Source organism: Isoptericola croceus (assembly GCF_029382255.1).
GTDB lineage: Bacteria > Actinomycetota > Actinomycetes > Actinomycetales > Cellulomonadaceae > Isoptericola > Isoptericola croceus.
Genome location: NZ_JARLLG010000008.1, coordinates 138006 through 154529, shown reverse-complemented (window position 1 = coordinate 154529; position 16524 = coordinate 138006). Strand labels below are relative to the sequence as shown.

Genomic DNA, 16524 nt, shown 5'->3' with positions numbered 1-16524 from the left:
TGTTATTCGACCCGCTTGGAGCCTAGACTTGGGACCAGGTCATCAACCCGATGGCCCAGCGACAACGAGTTCAGAGGAGGTGAGCATCGTGACGAAGGGCAGCAGCTCGAAGAGCCACCGCAGCGCCATCACCGGTCGGTACGTGAAGGCCGGAACGGCAAAGCGCCACCCCAAGACCACGGTCTCGGAGCGGCGCAAGTGAGGTTGCCATCTCACGTGGGTGGCTGACTTGAGCCACCGAGGGGCGGGTCGTGTTCGCAGCACGGCCCGCCCCGCCATCTTGGCACAGCAACCCGGGTGGAGGCCGGACCAGCTGCCGGGGCGCCAGACTGATCTTGCGGCGCCCTGACGGGGCACCGATGGGGTGCGGGCAGTAGCACTGGCCCACCTACCGTTGCATCAACCCCGGGTTGCCTCGGCCTCTGCCGTGTTCGCTGGCACGAGTGCCAGCCGCAAGCCCAGTACCGCGGCGAGTCGGAGGAGCGTGTCACGAGTCGGGTTGCCCAGTCCTCGCTCGATCCGGGAGACCTCCGCCTGCTGCACGGCAGTCAACTCGGCCAGTCGCACCTGCGTCAGGCCCGCGGCTTCGCGGGCCGCGCGCAGCTCGGCTCCAAGCGCGACCTGTGCCGCGAGTTCGGCATCGATCTGCTCACCTAGGTTCGCTGCGATCTGGGCGGCGTCAGGGTTCCATGCCTGGCGCGAGCGGGACGCCAACTGCTCGTACGGGCGGGTGGACATGCCTTGCCTCCTCGGGCGCAACGCGTTCGCGCCGACTTCCCGATTATGTCGTATAACACATGCTTGATCGAGTCCGAGACCCCGGCGCGTGCCATCGCCGGCGTGACCTGCTATCGATGGGCCATGACGACTCCTGCGGCCGCTACCGATCCGGCCCTCGCGCATGGCACGAGCTTCGATCCGATCCTGACGCTGGCGAGCATCCTGGACGCCACCCCGGGTTCTCACGCAGTGCTGCTCGGTGCCGGGATCTCGGTCTCAGCCGGCGTGCGGTCGGCCTGGGGTGTGCAGCAGGACCTGATCCGGCGCATCGCCCGCGCCGAAGGAGTCGTGGAGCCTCTAGACGAGCCACACGAGTGGTACGAGAAGCGGTTCGGCGTCGAGGCGGAGTACGGGCCGCTGCTGGAAGCCCTGGCGCCCACCCGGGTCGAGCGTCAAGCGCTCATGCGAGAGTTCTTCGAGCCCGAGACCCTCGACCCCAACAAGTCGGCACCCAAGCCGAGCCTGGCCCACCGGTCCCTGGCCCGGCTGGCCAAGGCCGGCAAGCTGCGCATCTTCCTGACCCTGAACTTCGACCACCTGATGGAAAAGGCGCTGCGCGCCGAGGGGATTGAGCCGGTCGTCGTGCGCACCGTCGCGGACATCGCCGGCCTAGCACCCCTGCACACGCTGCCCCCTGTCGTGGTGCACCTGCACGGCGACTACCTCTCACCGGAGGCCATGCGGAACACCACCCGCGAGCTGGCTGCGTACGGGAAAAAGCTCAAGGACTTCATCGCGCGCGTCCTACGCGACCACGCCCTGCTCGCCGTCGGGTGGTCCGCCGAGTACGACACCGCGCTGCGGAAACTGGTCGACGCCCACTTGCTCGAGCGGTACACGTCCTACTGGATCGACCTCGGAGAGCTCCAGCCGCAGGCGTCAGCCCTGGCCGACCGCAAGAGGTTCGTCCAGATCCAGGGGGCGGCCGACGATAGGATCGGCCGCCTGGCCGACGCCGTCGACGCGGTCGCGGACCGGCAGTCGCGGCACCCGCTGAGCCTGGCCGAGGCCGTCAGGGTCACGAAGCGCGACCTTGACGGCAGCAGGGTCGCGATCAGCACCCACGATCGCCTGCGCGAGGAACTCACCCGTCTGCGCGAGCATCCCGACCTGCATAGGCCGATCAGCGAGCTGGCGCAAGAGAGCCATCCTCAGCTCGTCGACCGACTGATCGAGGCGAGCTTGATCCCGGCGGGTCTGGTTGCGGCGGCGGCGTACTGGGGAGATGAGCGGACCGACCGGTGGTGGTTCGACGACCTGCGCCGATTCTCAGCGAACCGGTCAGAGAGCGGCCTCGTGCGGGTTCTGGAGTTGCCCCGGCTGTGCGGCACGATGCTGTACCAGGCAGCTCTCGTTGGATCGGTCGCTGCTGGCCGCTTCGCCCTGACGCGGCGGCTGCTGCAGGCCACCGCTGACCGCAACGCTGCTCAGGACAAGACGCTGAGCCAGCAACTCTTGGCAGCGAGGAACCACGCCGGAAGCAACGCACCCTCTGCGCGGGCGCTCAAGGCGCTGTCTCCGGCCTTCATCGAGCACCTTGCCCTGGGAGCGCGCGCCTACGAAGAAGCGTGGGAACAGGCAGAGGTTCTCGCCATGGTCGAAGAACTCGGTGCCGACCACTTGCTGGAGGCCCGACGAACTCAACTGGAGACGGGACGGCGCAAGGCGGTCGACGCCCAACGGGAAGTCGAGGAAGCCAACAACGATCAGGCGCGAGACCACGCGCGACAGCGACTCCGGGAGGCCCAAGAAGACGAAGGGGGCGCCCTCGGGGCGCTCACCGACCGCGTGAACGCGATCGGTGTCCATGTGCGGTACACCTCGCACCTCAAGGACCACCACGCGGCTCCGGCCGTGGAGTGGCTGCTGTCCGAGGTGCGCCGCGAAGGTCCGCAGCACCCCCTGGTGCGAGCCGGGTTCGGCGGCGGCGCCGCAGCAGGCCTGGAGGTCATGTTGGAGGCCGTCTCGGTGGCGGTCGGGCGGCTCGGCAACGACCGGGCATGGGCAGCCCTACCGCCGGGAGGAGGCGTGCTTCCCGGCTACATCTGGGTCGACACACAACAGGTGCCAGACTTCTGAGTTTCATCGTGAACACGTCCAACGCTCGCGGAGCATGGCTCCCGTGCGACGGCACCCAACTTGTGCGCCCGCCCCGGCACGCCGGGACTGCGATTATCGCCGGCGTGTGGCGCGACTACGGACTGGCTCCTGACGCCGCATCAGCCTGCTGTTCACCCGTGTCGCGCGCATCGCGCTCCTGCTTCAGGCGCAGTAGCGCGTGCTGGACGCGGTTCTCTGGAGTAGCTGGTATCCGAAAGTTGTCGCCGCTGAACGGGGTGACGGTTTCGAGGTCCGGGTCGAGTTCGGCGAAGACACGGTCGAGGCCGAAGCTCTCGTCGACGACGTGCAACTCGAGGTCGTCAATGCTTGGGGTTGGGTTCGGTACGCCGATGGGGACCATGGTGGTGGTGAGTGAGCCCATCGTCTCGGCCATGGCCCATCGCCCGCTTTCGACCTGAGCGACGAGCCACGACCGGGCTGCCTCAGGGTCGAGGCGTAGCCATGTCCAGAAACTGGTCATCGCACCGTCCTCGAGCGGACTGGGCGCAGCACGGGTGTCGAGGGAGGCCCTGATGATCGCAGACGCCGCACTGGTCAGGCGAGGGAAGTCGTACTCGGTCGGCAGGAGGTCGCTCGCCGAGTCTGTCTCCTGCGACTGCAGAAACCCGACGACTTTGACGACGTACTCCTCGAAGTCCTTGACGCTTCCGAGCCGAGTGACAGCTTCAGCTGCGCGGTCGCTTCCCATGTTTATGAGACACACGGCCCCGCCCTGCACGGCGGACAGCCACGGGTTGTCGAAGAGGTCGTTCCGCTGGCGGTCAATCTTGGGCGACTCTTGCGCGAAGAGATCGAAGAGCGCGGTCTCGGGGAGTGGCACCTGTGCAGCTCGAAGCATCTCGAGCTTCCGCATGGCGCGCGCTGGCTCGTTGGCGATCTCCTCGCCCAGACGCGCAACCGCGGGGCCATCTGCTGACCTCGCCAGGTCATCGATCGCCGCCGTGACAACTGCATCGGAAACGTCTTCCTGCGGGACGCCGAAGCTGACGTAGCGATCGAAGTAGTCCTCATGGCTGATCGTCTTCGGCGTCGATCTCTGCCTCTTCTGCGCGAAGTGCTGCGCGTCGGTGAATGCGGCGTCGAGTTCCGGGAACAGAGCGGAGAGGACCTTGATCACCCCAGGCAGGTCGGCTTGCTGTACGTGAGCCGCGCGGAGGCGCTCGTCCCAACGTGCGCGCCTGGCTGCCTGGGCGGCTGCGTCACGGCTGATCGTGAGGTGCACGAGGTCTCGACCCAGAAGATCATCACGATTGGTCTGGAGCATCCGATACACGCCAGGCTCCTGGGTGCGCAGCCAGTTCACGAGGAAGTAGTCCACGAAGTCGACCTCGCCGTGTAGCAGCGGGTAGAAGGCCTGGATCTGGCCGAGGAAGCGGGTGATGGCGCGCGGAGTCGATAGGCGACGGTCGAGGACGCTGAAGTAGATCTGACCTAGTCGCCGCTCATCCTCAGGCGTCAGAAGCAGACCGACGGTAGCGCCAATCTTGTCCAACCCGGCGTTCAGCAGTCTTGCTCGCTGAGTTGCGCGCAGTGCGGGCATGTCTAGGCGAACCTGAACGATCTTCTCAAGGTATGCGCGAGCGCGTGCCTCGTCGTCACCGGTGACTGGGGTACGCAGAAGCACGTCGAGCAGGGTTCGCTCGTCGTACGACAACAGGTAGTACACGTGCGGGAGGCGCCCGACGAGGCGAACGAGTTTCAGAACCTCCAGCAGTTCGTCGGGGGTCAGGCGGTCGAGGTCATCGACGACCATCAGGACTGGTACGCCAGCGGCCCGCAGCGCAGTTTCGGCGGACCTCTTGGCCGCGGACGCGCTGGTGTCGCCGGCGATGAGATCCCCTGCCGTCTTGATCAGATCCTTTGCGTCGAGGCCGGCGAGGCTACCGAGCTTGCCAAGAGGGCTGATCGCCCGCGCGAACTCTCCGACCTTCGCGCGAGCCTGACCAGGGCGGTCCCCCTCGGGGAGAGCAGAAGTGAGCTCACTGAAGAACCCACGATGCAAGCTCGGGGTGTCCGGGTAGGCCCATGGGTTGAAGACCGCGACGCGCCACGGATCCTGCAGCTGACACTGCAGCATCTTGAGGACTGAACTTTTGCCAGACCCCCAGTCACCGATCAGCGCGAGGACCGTTGACTCGCTTTGAACGCGAACGTTGTCCAGGAGCCTTGCGAGGTGGTCCGCATAACCCTGACGGTCCAACTCGTCGGGCCAGGCGTCACTGCCGTCACGGGCGTCATCGCTCAGGAGACCCGGCCCTGCTGGTGCGTGCATGTCCGACATGCCAGCGACCGTAGCTGCAGTTGCCGACACGAGCATCCTTCAGGACCGGGGCGCAACAGACTCCGCTCAACCCGAGGCGCAACAAAGAAGATGCGCCCGGCTCCGTTGGAGCCGGGTGGTGCCCGGCCCGGGCTTCGCGTGCAGCTCCGGGTGACTGATCGTGTTGCGTCCCGGGCCGTGGTGTGAAGGCTCTCGACTCAACAGGGCTGCGGTAGCCGAGTCCAAAGTAGCGTCGGACGGGGTTCTCGAATCCCCCGATGTGTTCGAAGATCGCCGGGGCCAGCCGGGAGCTCGAGCGCCCCGACGAGAGCCGCGCCTACATCAGCCGCGCGGCAGTTCACGGCGCGCGCCGGGGTGCGGATGTTGTTGCACACCGCGCGCCGCGAACGACCAGGGATGAACCAAGCCGCCAGAGATGGCTGGCTCGCGGTATGTTCGCGTGCAACGCGGTGATCGTCTTGGGAGGCAACGGAAGTGGATTTCGACCAGGGGCCGATCGGCACCCACCTGGCACTGCAGGCTCAGCAGTACATCATCCCTGACTTCCAGCGTTCGTACTCGTGGAAGCGGGCGGAATGGCGCACTCTATGGGTCGACATAATGCGTCAGTACAAGGAAGCGCACCCGGGATGGTCCGCGGCATCTGCGGATGCTGACATTGTGGAGAAGGTAGCTTCTATCGGACACGTGCCGACGCACTATCTCGGTACCATAGTTACCGCGAACCCGGTGACAGTAACGCCGCCGCGGTCCTCGGTCATTGACGGTCAGCAGCGACTCGTGTCGAGTTGGCTGCTGCTGCTCGCGTGCCGCGACTTGGCAGTCGCGCGTCTCGGAAAGTCGGATTACGCAGCGGAGTCGCGGACTGAAGTCGACGAACGCTTCAAGTCCTACCTCTTCAACAGCGGCCACACCGGCAAAAACCGGTGGCGCATTATACCCCAACGCCTCGACGAGGCCGCATTTAGACACCTGATGCTTGAAACGCGCGAGCCGGGCAAGGTGAAGGTGGAGAACATCGGCCTTGGGGAGTCTGACAGCACAAGCGTAATAGAAGCATTCAACTACTTTTTGGCCGAGATGAGACGCCAGTCGCTACCGGCATCCGCGCCATTTGAGATGGCTGACTTCGCGCCGCTGTACCCGTTGGACGTCGACCTTCTCGAGTACGTGATAATGAATCGTCTTTTCGCGATTAAGCTGATCGCGGGACCCACGGACGACCCGAACATGATCTTCGAGAGCCTCAATACAAAGGGCCGTGATCTTCAGCAGGTAGATCTGATCAAGAACTTCCTTTACCTCTCGCTCGGCTCTGATGCTGATGAGGTCTACAGTAGCTACTGGCAGCCAATGGAAAATTCGCTTAGGCCGGAAGAGCTAGAGCGGTTTGCATGGGCTTCCTTGGTAAGCCGGGGATCGAACGTGCTCCAGAAGCGAACATACGAGGAAGTGCAGCGTTCGCTTCGCAAGAAGGGCGTTGCTGGAACCAGGGCTTATGTAGTCGAGCTCAGCACCGAAGCTGTTTGGTTCGAACGGCTTCTCAGGATCGAGAAGGAGCCCAACCCCGTTGTCCGTAGAGCCTTGGACGACGTGTACGCCGCAGGCGGCGTGACCGCCCTGCCTCTTATACTCTATTGCTACCGCCGGTACATGCAAGAGAACGACGCTGCGGCCTTCCGTGATGCGCTTTTCGAGATCGAGTCATTCCTCGTGCGCCGCATGGTTGCGGGCGACGGCACAAATAACCTCAACTCGATGTTCGGCCTCATGTGCAGCCGAATCAACGGGAATCTCGAGTTCGACAGCCAGGGCTCGCTCGTGGAGGACATCCGTGCAGTTATGTCCTACAAGCCTGCGGACTGGTCCGACGACAAGGCGGTGCGGCAGGGAGTTCTGGACGTTGACTTCTATCATTCACAAAAGCCTCGTCAACGAATCCATGTCCTTCGGAGGATTGATCAGTACGCCGGCAGTTCCGGAGTAGCACTGCAGTATGAGGAAAGCGATAAGTCGATCGAGCATATCGCTCCGCAGAGCATCGATTCGCCAGAGTGGATTGAGGTGCTGTCGCCTGATGGCTGGGAAGCGGTGCGCGAACGGCTTCACACCCTTCCGAACCTTACGCTCCTGACCCCATCGGAGAATTCAAGAGCGGGCCGTCGTTCCTGGGTGACGAAGCGCGAGATCTACTCGGCATGTGATTATCCGGTGACCAAGGCGGTTGCGGCAATGTTCGAATCGGCACCACTGTTTGGCGAGGCTGAGCTTGATGAACGCGCAGCCTCCCTCACCGATGTAATCTGTGCGATCTGGCCGCGCAATGTACTGGCTGTCGGAGCGAGCAGCAGTCCTGGTGCTGTCGAGATCGAAGAATTCAGTGATGATGACTCGCTTGATCAGTCTCTGCTCGACACAGAGATCCGGGGAGGAGACTAGGCTGCGTCGCTCAACTCGGATCTGAAGCTCTCGGCATACTTGTATGCGTGAGTCGGTTGCAGGTCCTCACGCGCGTGGGTGGCAGGCATTGCACGCCTGTGGTGCAGCAGCTTCCTGGGATTTTGCTGTGACTCTCGCTTGGCAACTTTGGAGCGAGCAGGGAGCATGGGCGGCAATCCTGCCTCGAGCTAGAACTTAACGTTGTTCCACCGTCCGAAATCTGCACGCAGGGAGCTCTCCCGCGTGACCGGCCGGTTGGCGCGGAGCTGTGGAGCGACGGCGCCCCGTGATGGCCACTGCTTCGCGCCTTACGTCCACCTGCGCGGCGTGCAACCTAGTTTGGGCACCTCCTCCGACACGCCCGAGATCGAGCAAGGTAGGCAGGCATGTCCGCGCAATCTGCGTTGCACGTCGACACGTTCTTTGTCGACGTGCAACCTAGTTTGATCGATCCTCCGCCTACTTAAAGTGGACGATCGCTGACCAGGTTTAGGTAGCGCCTTGACCGTGCTGCCGCCCTGGGCTGAATGAGGGCCCCGGACGGGCGGGCTAGCGTGTGCACGTGGGCTCCGAACATCGGGTTGTCGCAGGCGTGCTCTACCGAGGCAGGGCGGTGTTGCTGGGGCTTCGCTCCGCGTCGCGGAGCTGGTACCCGGGCGTGTGGGATCTTCCGGGTGGTCACATCGAACCAGGCGAAAGCACGGTGGTTGCCCTGACTCGCGAGTTGCGCGAGGAACTTGGCATCGAGGCCCTCGTCGAGCCGACGGTGCTGTTCAGGATTGAGTCAGACGACATGGCGCTCGACGCTCACCTCGTCACTAAGTGGGCCGGCCGCATCACCAACGGCGCCCCCGACGAACACGACGACCTGCGATTCGTTGGCGTCCGAGAGTTCCCACGCCTCGCATTCGCTCACCCGCTGTACCCGAGTCTTCTGGCGGACCTCATCGCGGCGCAGCGGTGACCTGGCGCGTGCCTCCGGCCTGTCGTAGCGAGTAGTTGGCCTACCCTTCACAACCTCGTCGACACTCCCGGGATTGCGCAAGGTACAGCGGCGTGTCCGCGCAATCTGCAGTGCACGTCGACAGTGTGTGTCGACGTGCAGCCTAGATTTCACAAACCCTCACCTATGTAACATGGTTCAGGCTTGAATCTTGCTTGACCTTCGCCTGACGATAGCCGAGGTTCGCTGGCGGCTTGCCTGCCATTTGATCAGCGGTCGCGGGTGGCTCGCGATCAGCGGATGGTTGTCTGGGGCCGCACCTGCCGTGCGGGGCCAGCGCGTGCATGGGGCGAGATCTGGCATCCTCAGCGCATGCCAGAGACGAGGCCGTGCAGTGGCGTGGTGACTTCCTTGAGCGGCCAGAGCGTTCTGTGCACCGGAACGATCTATGTCGACGGTGAGCACATGACCCGGGTGGCACTCCGGAAGGTGATAGTCGCCCGTGGTGGGAGTGTCCTCGCCGGCACACGCAATGCTGGCGTCACCCTACTTGTTGTAGGCGATCTTCCTGCCGGGGTGACAGATCCCGTGACCAACATCACCGCGGGACCACGCCACCACGCCCGACACGATCAAGCAGCCAGCGACCTCGTGCTGACCGCATGACCAGCGACTTTGCCGGAGCCCTGGGGCTACTCCCCACCGGATCGGCGAAGAGCCGCTTGACCCTGTGCCAGCCACAGGGATCACACTGAGGTCGCTAGCTTACATCGAAAGATGAAGGTCAAGGCGCATCACAGCAGATACGAAGGGAAATTGATGGACGCGATCGAGAGCGAAAAGCCACAATTCTTTGCGACTCACACCACGCCCGTCGAGTACCACCGCGGGCTCGTCAGTGACAAGCGGCGTATCGGCCGCGGCATCCTCGCCATCGCCCTGCTCCTCGGGGGCATGCAGGTCTTCATCTTCGGGCTCGTCATCGTCGCCGCTCTGATCGATGCGGCGCTCGGGACCGAGGCCCGGGCCGGGTACACCCCCCTCGTCAACGCCGCCGGCGCATTCGCGGTCGCGCTGCTGATCCCGTGGAGCATGCTGATCCAGCGCTGGCTCTACGGGGTGCGCGGCGGTTCGCTGTCGTCGGTGCTGGGCCACTTCCGCTTCGACCTCTTCGGTCGCGCCCTCATGATCCTCGTTCCGGTGATCGTCGTGGTCCAGGTCGTCTACTACTGGGCGCCGTTCCCGCAGACGACCTGGGCGTGGCACGACCTCCTCCTTCTCGTCGCGACGGCTCTCGTCCTGACACCGTTCCAGGCCGCGGGCGAGGAGTACGGCTTCCGCGGACTCATCCTCCGCGTCGTCGGCAGTTGGACGCGCAACGCCCGGCTCGGACTCGTGCTCGCGATCACCGTCTCGAGTGTGCTCTTCGCGCTGGTCCACTTCTCCACGAGCGGGCTGCTGAACGTCTGGTACCTCGTCTTCGCGGTCGGCACCGCATGGATCACCTGGCGCACCGGCGGGCTCGAGATCGCCATCGTGCTGCACGCCGTGTTCAACGCGACCCAGTTCGTCATCGACGCGGCGCTCCAGATCGATCCGACCGTCGCGACCGACCGCTCCGCCGGCGCGATCGACCTCAGCGTGCTCATCCCCGTGCCGCTCATCATCGGCGCCGTCATCGTCGTGGCGATCCGCACACGACGCACGGGGACGGTGCTGACGCCCAGGGCGCGCATGGCAAGAGGATGAAGCCTCGGAGCATCGATGGTCTCAGGCGTCGGGCCTTCCGGCTCGAGACCTCACGTCGTAGTCCGGGGACTGCTGCACGAGTAGGTGACGTCTAATCTGGCTTGCTCGGTGGGTGTCCTGGAAGGCTGTTGCTGTGTCCGAGCCTTGCCCGTCCGAGTTCGTCGACGATGGCGTGAGTGTGGCGCGAGAGTGTGGCGACGGCGTGACGATCGCAGCGATCCTTCGTTCCGGTCTTGACGACTGGATCCTGCTCGACGAGGTCGCCTGGGAGGCGATGCTCGGCGATGCCTCCGAGACGAACAGGGCCGCGACGATCCGTGTACTTGATCGGATGTTCCGTGACGGTCTCGTGGTGCCCGGCGCTCTGGGCGAGTCAGGGTTTGAAGACTGGCCGGGTTCACCAGACCAGTGGCTGGCTCAGGCGCACGCGGAACTGGAGCGATTGGGCTGGCGTCCGATGGGAGCCGGATCTTGGTTGCGCCTGACAGATCTCGGCGAGCGCGTCGCCCGCGCCGACCAGGACGAGTAGTTGTCTACCCGTCCTCGTCGGTCCTGAAGTCCCGCCGCAGTTTCACGGTGACAGACTTGGGGCCCGCGAGCTCCACCGCGGCCGTGCAGCCTACTTTGGCTGGCCAGCTCGACACGCCCGAGGTCGAGCAAGGTAGGCAGGCGTGTTCGCGCGATCTGCGTTGCACGTCGACAGTTGTGTTGTTTGTTTGTCGACGTGCAACCTAGATTTCACAAACCCTCACCTATGTAACATGGTTGGCGCTTGACCGTCGCTTGACCTGTCCGTGGTCGTTCGATCCTGTGACGCTTCAGGCACAGGGCAGTGCCATGCCAGGGTCGCTCGGCGCAGGTTCGCCGTCTCTTGCTGACGGTCGCCCGTCTTCGGGGCGTGCGCGCAGCCTCCCGGTGGAAGTGCGGTGTTGCACTTGGCGTGCTGGGAACGATGTAGGGGTGTGAGACGAAGGATGAGGCCATGACGGCCGGCCCGGACCAGGTGTTCGATGAGGTCTTCCGCGCCCTGTATCCCGAAGTGCTGCGCTTTGTGCAGCGTCGCGCCGACAGCGACGTGGCCGAGGACTTGGCCTCGGAGGTATTCACGATCGCGTGGGATCGGTGGTCGAGAGTGCCCCGCGAGGTCCGTCCGTGGCTCTTCGGTGTAGCGCGCAACGTGCTGGCCGAGGATCGCAGGGTCCAGGGCCGGCGCTACCGGCTCGAGCTGCGCATCGGCGCTGAGCGTGAACCAGTTGGTGACGAGTACGCCTTGTCCACCACGGCGCTGGACTTGCGTTTGGCGTGGGCCCGCCTGAGCGATGCCGATAGGGAGACTCTGGCGCTGGTCGCGTGGGACGGGCTCACCGGTCGTGAGGCAGCCAAGGTGCTGGGCTGCACCCGTGCAGCGTTCTCCGTGCGACTCAGTCGGGCGCGTCGTCGCCTTCAACGCCTGCTGGGTGAGGTCGACGTCCTTCCTGAACCCTCGCCCACCTCAAGCTCGCCCCGCTTCGTCATCGAAGGAACACAGCCGTGAAGAACCTCCTGGACGACCACGCCCTGCGGCGCCTGACCGACGCCAATCCCGCCCCCGACACGCCCCTGACGACAGACGAAGCCGCTCGCGCCGACGTGATGCTGGGGCACATCACTGCGCGCGAAATGCGGATGCCAAAGGCCACGTCGCAGCGCCGGAAACTGTGGACCCGGGCGACTGCCGTGATCGGCGCGATCACTGCCACCGTCACCGCGGGTGTCCTCGCGACCGCGCCGGCATCAGCCGAGCACGTCCTGCTGGAGGCCGCGACCAACGCGGCTGCACAGCCGGTCGAAACGGGGGAGTACTGGTACGTGCACTCGCAGATCGACGACCCGCAGTCAGCCCCGTACGAGCGTGAGGTCTGGCGGTCGCCGGACGAGTTCTTGATCCGCAGTGAGGAATCGGCAGCTCTTCGCGCACGGGAAGAGGGACACGATTCGCTGGACCCTGACCTCGTGCGAGTCAGGGACGTGACCGGCGCCGGCGCTGGCGGCGCTGCGACGAGCTTCGGCGACGTCGCGCAGTTGACCTGGGACGAGCTCGCCGCAATGCCTACCGAGCCAGAAGCGCTTCGCCAGCAGCTCATCGACCAGATAGCGGCCTCGGGCCACGGTGAAGACTGGGACCTGTGGAAGCAGACCGTGGCCCTGCTCCAGGAGAGCCCCGCCAGCCCGGAACTGCGCCGAGGCCTGTGGCAGGTCTTGGCGGGCGTTCCGGGGGTCGTGCTACTCGGTCGCGATCAGGATGCCGCCGGGCGCGATGCCACGGCCATCCAAGCCGACTTCACCGACCGAGACCTGCCCCGATACGTCCTCCTCCTCGATCCGGAGGACGGGACCCTACTCGAGGAGCGCACCTTCGACCTGGACGGCGGCCTGCTGTTCCGTTCCACGGTCCTGGACCAGGGAGCACGCAGGGACGCACCCGCACCGGAAGCCCCACTGTGCGGACCGGGCTCCGTGCCGGAGGTTTCCTGCTAGGACGGATGAGCGCTCGCCAGAGCAACCGACCCGACCGTCGACCGCGAGGACCATTCGGATCGCGCCTCTCGGCTACTCGGCGACGGCGGTAGGGATCTCCGGGTATCGGAAGAGCTGAAAGCGTAGGGTGCCCGCAGGTGTGCGTCGGCGACCTTCTGCGGGGAGGAGAAAGCCAGAAGGGAGGAAGAAGCGGGCGCCGCAGCGGTCCCCGGCGCCGGCATCAAGGCGGCGGCGAGTACGTGCGGGGTCGTGTACATGCCACCTGGGTGAAACCGAGCCAGCAGCGCCGTCCGGTCGACTCGGGGCGAGGGCTACGTGCTGCGGACGAGGTCCACGCGCCCATCGAATTCGTGGCTCGCTCGACAACGACATTCTCTCTCGCGACCTGTCTGAGCGGAATGCGGCGCAGCGGGCGACAGCTATGACATCGTCGCGGAGCTGGTGGATATGGGGTCTGGCCACGGCACATATCCTTCCAGCAGTGCGTCACGGCACAACAACGCGGGCGTCACTTATCGTGATGCACCCCCGACACGATGTGTGTTCCGATAAACGCGAGCGTGGTCGCGCTCCGTGAAACATTAATGTAGGACGATCACGCATCATTCAGGACCTGTATGTCTTGCTCGGAGCAGAGCAGGCGGTAACGCAGTACTGGCCCGAGCTGCTCCCAGACCAGCACGAACCAGGCGGCGACCTCAACCCGCTAGCCCGACGCGAGCTCACGGTGTCGGGGGCGCCCAAAGCAGCCGCGGTGAGTCGCCCGCCAAGGTACTCTGGGCGAGAGCGGTCAAGCCATTCCGATGTGGTTAGGGGTAGGTATGGAGAAGATAATCGATCTCAGTAGTGGTCCCGGAGACCGGACTCGTGCCAGGCTGACGTATGACAATTGGGATGACTACGGCTTTAAGACCCTGATGGGCGTCGAGATCGAAACAAATGACGGAACGACAACCGAAATCGGGGCAGCAAAGTTCGCACTTCTCGGCCAGGAGTCGGGCACCAAAAGTTGGGATTACCTTCCGGATCGAACCAGGGAACTCGATGAGCGTTGGGCAAGCCTCGGAGTCGATCCCGAATACTACTCGAAACTGAATGAACTCGGCGAAGCACTGAGCTCACGATACTTGGCAGCAGTTCGAGACGCCGCGTGGGACAGTTCGATCGAGGACAACTTCTTGCATGAGGACGTTTGGCTGACATCACTCATGAGATTCAGTCAGTCGACCGAATCGTTGAGGGCAGGGCGTCTTCTTCGAATGCCGGAACGCGTAATCGACCCTTGGGGCGACTTCCGTCGCTCAATAAGGGTGAAATTGCCAATGATCGAGAATCAAGGATTCATTGAGTATGATTTCGTATACGCCCCCCCGGACGGGCTCGCCTCTCCAATTTCTGCATTGATTGGATACAACGGCACAGGCAAGACAACCGCGTTGGCACGCATCGCAAAACTAGCGCATGCGGACTCCCATGAGCGGGAACGAGGTGATCTTGCAGAGGGTTTCTTCGTCGGCCAAGACCCACCGGTTTCGTCAGTGATTATGGTATCTTACTCAGCGTTTGACACATTTGAACTGCCGTCGGAGCGCGCGAAAGATAACAATGGTGCCAACGAGGTTGACGAACTTGACGACTATTTTGGCTACTCATATTGCGGCTTGCGCGCCATCGAATCCCCGGGAAAGTATAGGCTGAAGAACGCCGATGAACTAGAGAACGAGCTTCGGCGAAATGTGGAACGTGCATCGGCGACCAATCGTGCAAGGCTGCTAGATATTGCCCTAGCAGAGATTACGAGAGAGCCGTCGATGATCGACGCACGCTTGAGTGGAGGCGTTCAGGAGATATTGACCTCGTACACTCAGATGTCGTCCGGTCATAAGATAGTCACCTCGATCATTTTGCACTTGTGCGCATGGCTCAACAAGCGCTCTCTCGTGCTGGTTGATGAACCGGAGACTCACCTGCATCCTTCACTGTTGTCCGCTCTCATGCGGACGATTCGTTTACTAGTAAGTGATGCGGATGCACGCGTCATCATCGCCACTCACTCGCCTGTCGTGCTCCAGGAGCTTCCCTCGAGTTCGGTACAAGTTGTCTCGAGGCAGCTCGGGGTTGGCTCGGTGCGTGCGCCGGAGATTGAGACATTCGCGGAAAGTCTTGAATCAATCAGTTCTTATGTCTTTAGGCTGGACGCCTCGCAGAGTGACTACAGGGCGACCTTGAACGATCTCGCGGGTCGTCTCACCGCGGAAGAGATCGCGCAGATGTTTCCTAGAGGCCTTCCAGGCAGGGCGCTAAGTTACGTGCTAGAACGACAAAGGTGGGCGCCTTGAACGGCCTCCCACTGCCGGCCCTTGAACCCGGGCATGTTGGCCGTGCTGTTGTCGACTACCTGGTTCAATCGGGGCTCGTCGAGGATTGCGATCCGATAGCAAATATGATCCTTGAGGCGTATCGACAGTATCACGCCAACCTCGGCGGTGTCGGCGGCTACGTTCACCCAACGTTCGATCGTGGAACGGCAGATGCGTTACGTGCTGGATATGATGCATTAAGGGACTTAGTAAAGTTCTCAGAGTTCAAATCCGCGATCAGGGCAACCGTCCACGGAATAGGTGATTGGTGCCCGGTTTGCGGCCTGTCGGTTGCCTCGACCATCGATCATTTCGCGCCGAAGCGCGGAGCGGTCAATTATCCTGAATTGGCGTTCTATGCGCTGAACTTGGTTCCGATGTGCGATGTTTGCAACCGCAAGAAAGGCAGTCTTACGGCCGAGAGCCCTCGCAGGATTGCCTTTCCCCACCTGTACTTTGACTACGCCCACCTTTCAAGGATCGAACTGGTAGCTGAAGTTCGATTTTCCGGTGGGCACCCGTATGTGGTTTTCGATGTCGAGTTGGATAGCGATCTTCCAGAGGAGTTCCGAAAGGCGGTCTTGGGGTCGGTTGATCGCCTTGATCTAGTCAATAGATGGTCTATATCGGGCCAGGCTGAACTGCTGGTTTTACTGCATGAGTATGCCGGTCTAGTGGAATTCATAGGTGGTCCAGGAGTCCTTCGTGTGCTGCGGAATCGCGCGACTGGGTTGCGTCAAGTGCTTGGAAAGGTGTCGTACCGTGCAGCGGTCGCAGACGCGGCGGCAGAGTCTAATGCACTCTGGGATCCGACAAGGAATGCCCTGCTAGTCACTGATGTCGCTGAGGGCCTCACTTGATTGGATTATTCTGCGCGTGAGAGCCCTCGCGTCTTCCGTGTCGCCGCGGTAGTACGCCAGCGACCACGGTGGTACCCGGGTCCGCGCCAGCTGCACGCCGGTCGGTTCGGCAGGCGCGGGCACCGGACTGGCGGATGCTTCGCGGGCGAGCTCGAGCTCGCTCTCCATCACCTCGAGCTGACGCCCCACGTACACAGTTTGGGCCTCGGAGGTCGTCGCCTGACGGATGGCGGCGTCACGCTGCCCGCGGCCGTCGCCGAGCGAGATGCCGGAGAAGACGGCGGCCAGGATCGCCACGAGAAGCGCGCCACCGGAAATCAGCATCGAAGCCAGGTCCATGACGCGAGGCTAACGGGCCGGCGCCCGGCCGCTGCTGCTCTCGCACAGCACCTTGTGCGAGTGGCGTACCAGGCGAGGCGAGCGTGCAACCTACATTGCGCGACCAGCTCGACACGCCCGAGATCGCGCAAGGTA

13 protein-coding genes are annotated in these 16524 nt (G+C 63.5%); 10 read left to right on the top strand and 3 right to left on the bottom strand.

All coding sequences use genetic code 11. The annotated features are described in order from the left end of the window. Positions 1 to 79: 79 nt before the first annotated feature. Positions 80 to 202 (top strand): hypothetical protein, encoded by a 123-nt coding sequence (locus PZC42_RS16580; protein ID WP_277212706.1) that lies wholly within the window; start codon positions 80 to 82, stop codon positions 200 to 202. Between the two features lie 197 nt (positions 203 to 399). Here the strand turns inward: PZC42_RS16580 and PZC42_RS16575 are convergent, their stop codons facing one another. Further along, on the bottom strand, positions 400 to 738 hold the full coding sequence (locus tag PZC42_RS16575) for a helix-turn-helix transcriptional regulator (protein WP_277212705.1): 339 nt from the start codon (positions 736 to 738) through the stop codon (positions 400 to 402). Positions 739 to 741: 3 nt separating this feature from the next. On the opposite strand from PZC42_RS16575, the gene PZC42_RS16570 reads away from it, so the two are divergent. After that, positions 742 to 2859, top strand: a complete 2118-nt coding sequence (locus PZC42_RS16570; protein WP_277212704.1) for an SIR2 family protein — start codon at positions 742 to 744, stop codon at positions 2857 to 2859. Positions 2860 to 2974: 115 nt separating this feature from the next. Here PZC42_RS16570 and PZC42_RS16565 read toward each other — a convergent pair whose 3' ends face one another. Continuing rightward, positions 2975 to 5182, bottom strand: a complete 2208-nt coding sequence (locus PZC42_RS16565; RefSeq protein WP_277212703.1) for a KAP family P-loop NTPase fold protein — start codon at positions 5180 to 5182, stop codon at positions 2975 to 2977. Between the two features lie 474 nt (positions 5183 to 5656). On the opposite strand from PZC42_RS16565, the gene PZC42_RS16560 reads away from it, so the two are divergent. From PZC42_RS16560 to PZC42_RS16525, 8 genes are all read left to right on the top strand, one after another. Further along, positions 5657 to 7621 carry a DUF262 domain-containing protein gene (locus PZC42_RS16560; protein ID WP_277212702.1) on the top strand — a complete coding sequence of 655 codons (1965 nt, stop codon included), beginning with the start codon at positions 5657 to 5659 and terminating at the stop codon, positions 7619 to 7621. Between the two features lie 562 nt (positions 7622 to 8183). Further along, entirely contained in the window at positions 8184 to 8585 is a 402-nt protein-coding gene (locus PZC42_RS16555) for an NUDIX domain-containing protein (RefSeq protein WP_277212701.1), read from the top strand. 798 nt (positions 8586 to 9383) lie between these two features. After that, on the top strand, positions 9384 to 10313 hold the full coding sequence (locus tag PZC42_RS16550; protein ID WP_277212700.1) for a CPBP family intramembrane glutamic endopeptidase: 930 nt from the start codon (positions 9384 to 9386) through the stop codon (positions 10311 to 10313). A 202-nt stretch (positions 10314 to 10515) separates the two neighbouring features. Next, positions 10516 to 10842, top strand: coding sequence for a hypothetical protein (locus PZC42_RS16545; protein WP_277212699.1), 327 nt, complete (start codon positions 10516 to 10518; stop codon positions 10840 to 10842). Positions 10843 to 11295: 453 nt separating this feature from the next. Next, positions 11296 to 11847 carry an RNA polymerase sigma factor gene (locus PZC42_RS16540; protein WP_277212698.1) on the top strand — a complete coding sequence of 184 codons (552 nt, stop codon included), beginning with the start codon at positions 11296 to 11298 and terminating at the stop codon, positions 11845 to 11847. Beyond that, positions 11844 to 12830 carry a CU044_5270 family protein gene (locus tag PZC42_RS16535; protein ID WP_277212697.1) on the top strand — a complete coding sequence of 329 codons (987 nt, stop codon included), beginning with the start codon at positions 11844 to 11846 and terminating at the stop codon, positions 12828 to 12830. Before PZC42_RS16540 ends, PZC42_RS16535 begins: the two co-directional genes overlap by 4 nt. 821 nt (positions 12831 to 13651) lie before the next feature. Continuing rightward, on the top strand, positions 13652 to 15169 hold the full coding sequence (locus PZC42_RS16530; protein WP_277212696.1) for an ATP-binding protein: 1518 nt from the start codon (positions 13652 to 13654) through the stop codon (positions 15167 to 15169). Next, on the top strand, positions 15166 to 16050 hold the full coding sequence (locus PZC42_RS16525; protein ID WP_277212695.1) for an HNH endonuclease signature motif containing protein: 885 nt from the start codon (positions 15166 to 15168) through the stop codon (positions 16048 to 16050). Before PZC42_RS16530 ends, PZC42_RS16525 begins: the two co-directional genes overlap by 4 nt. On the opposite strand, the gene PZC42_RS16520 is transcribed toward PZC42_RS16525, so the two are convergent. Then, positions 16018 to 16389, bottom strand: a complete 372-nt coding sequence (locus PZC42_RS16520) for a hypothetical protein (RefSeq protein ID WP_277212694.1) — start codon at positions 16387 to 16389, stop codon at positions 16018 to 16020. The genes PZC42_RS16525 and PZC42_RS16520 overlap by 33 nt on opposite strands. Between the last annotated feature and the right edge of the window lie 135 nt (positions 16390 to 16524).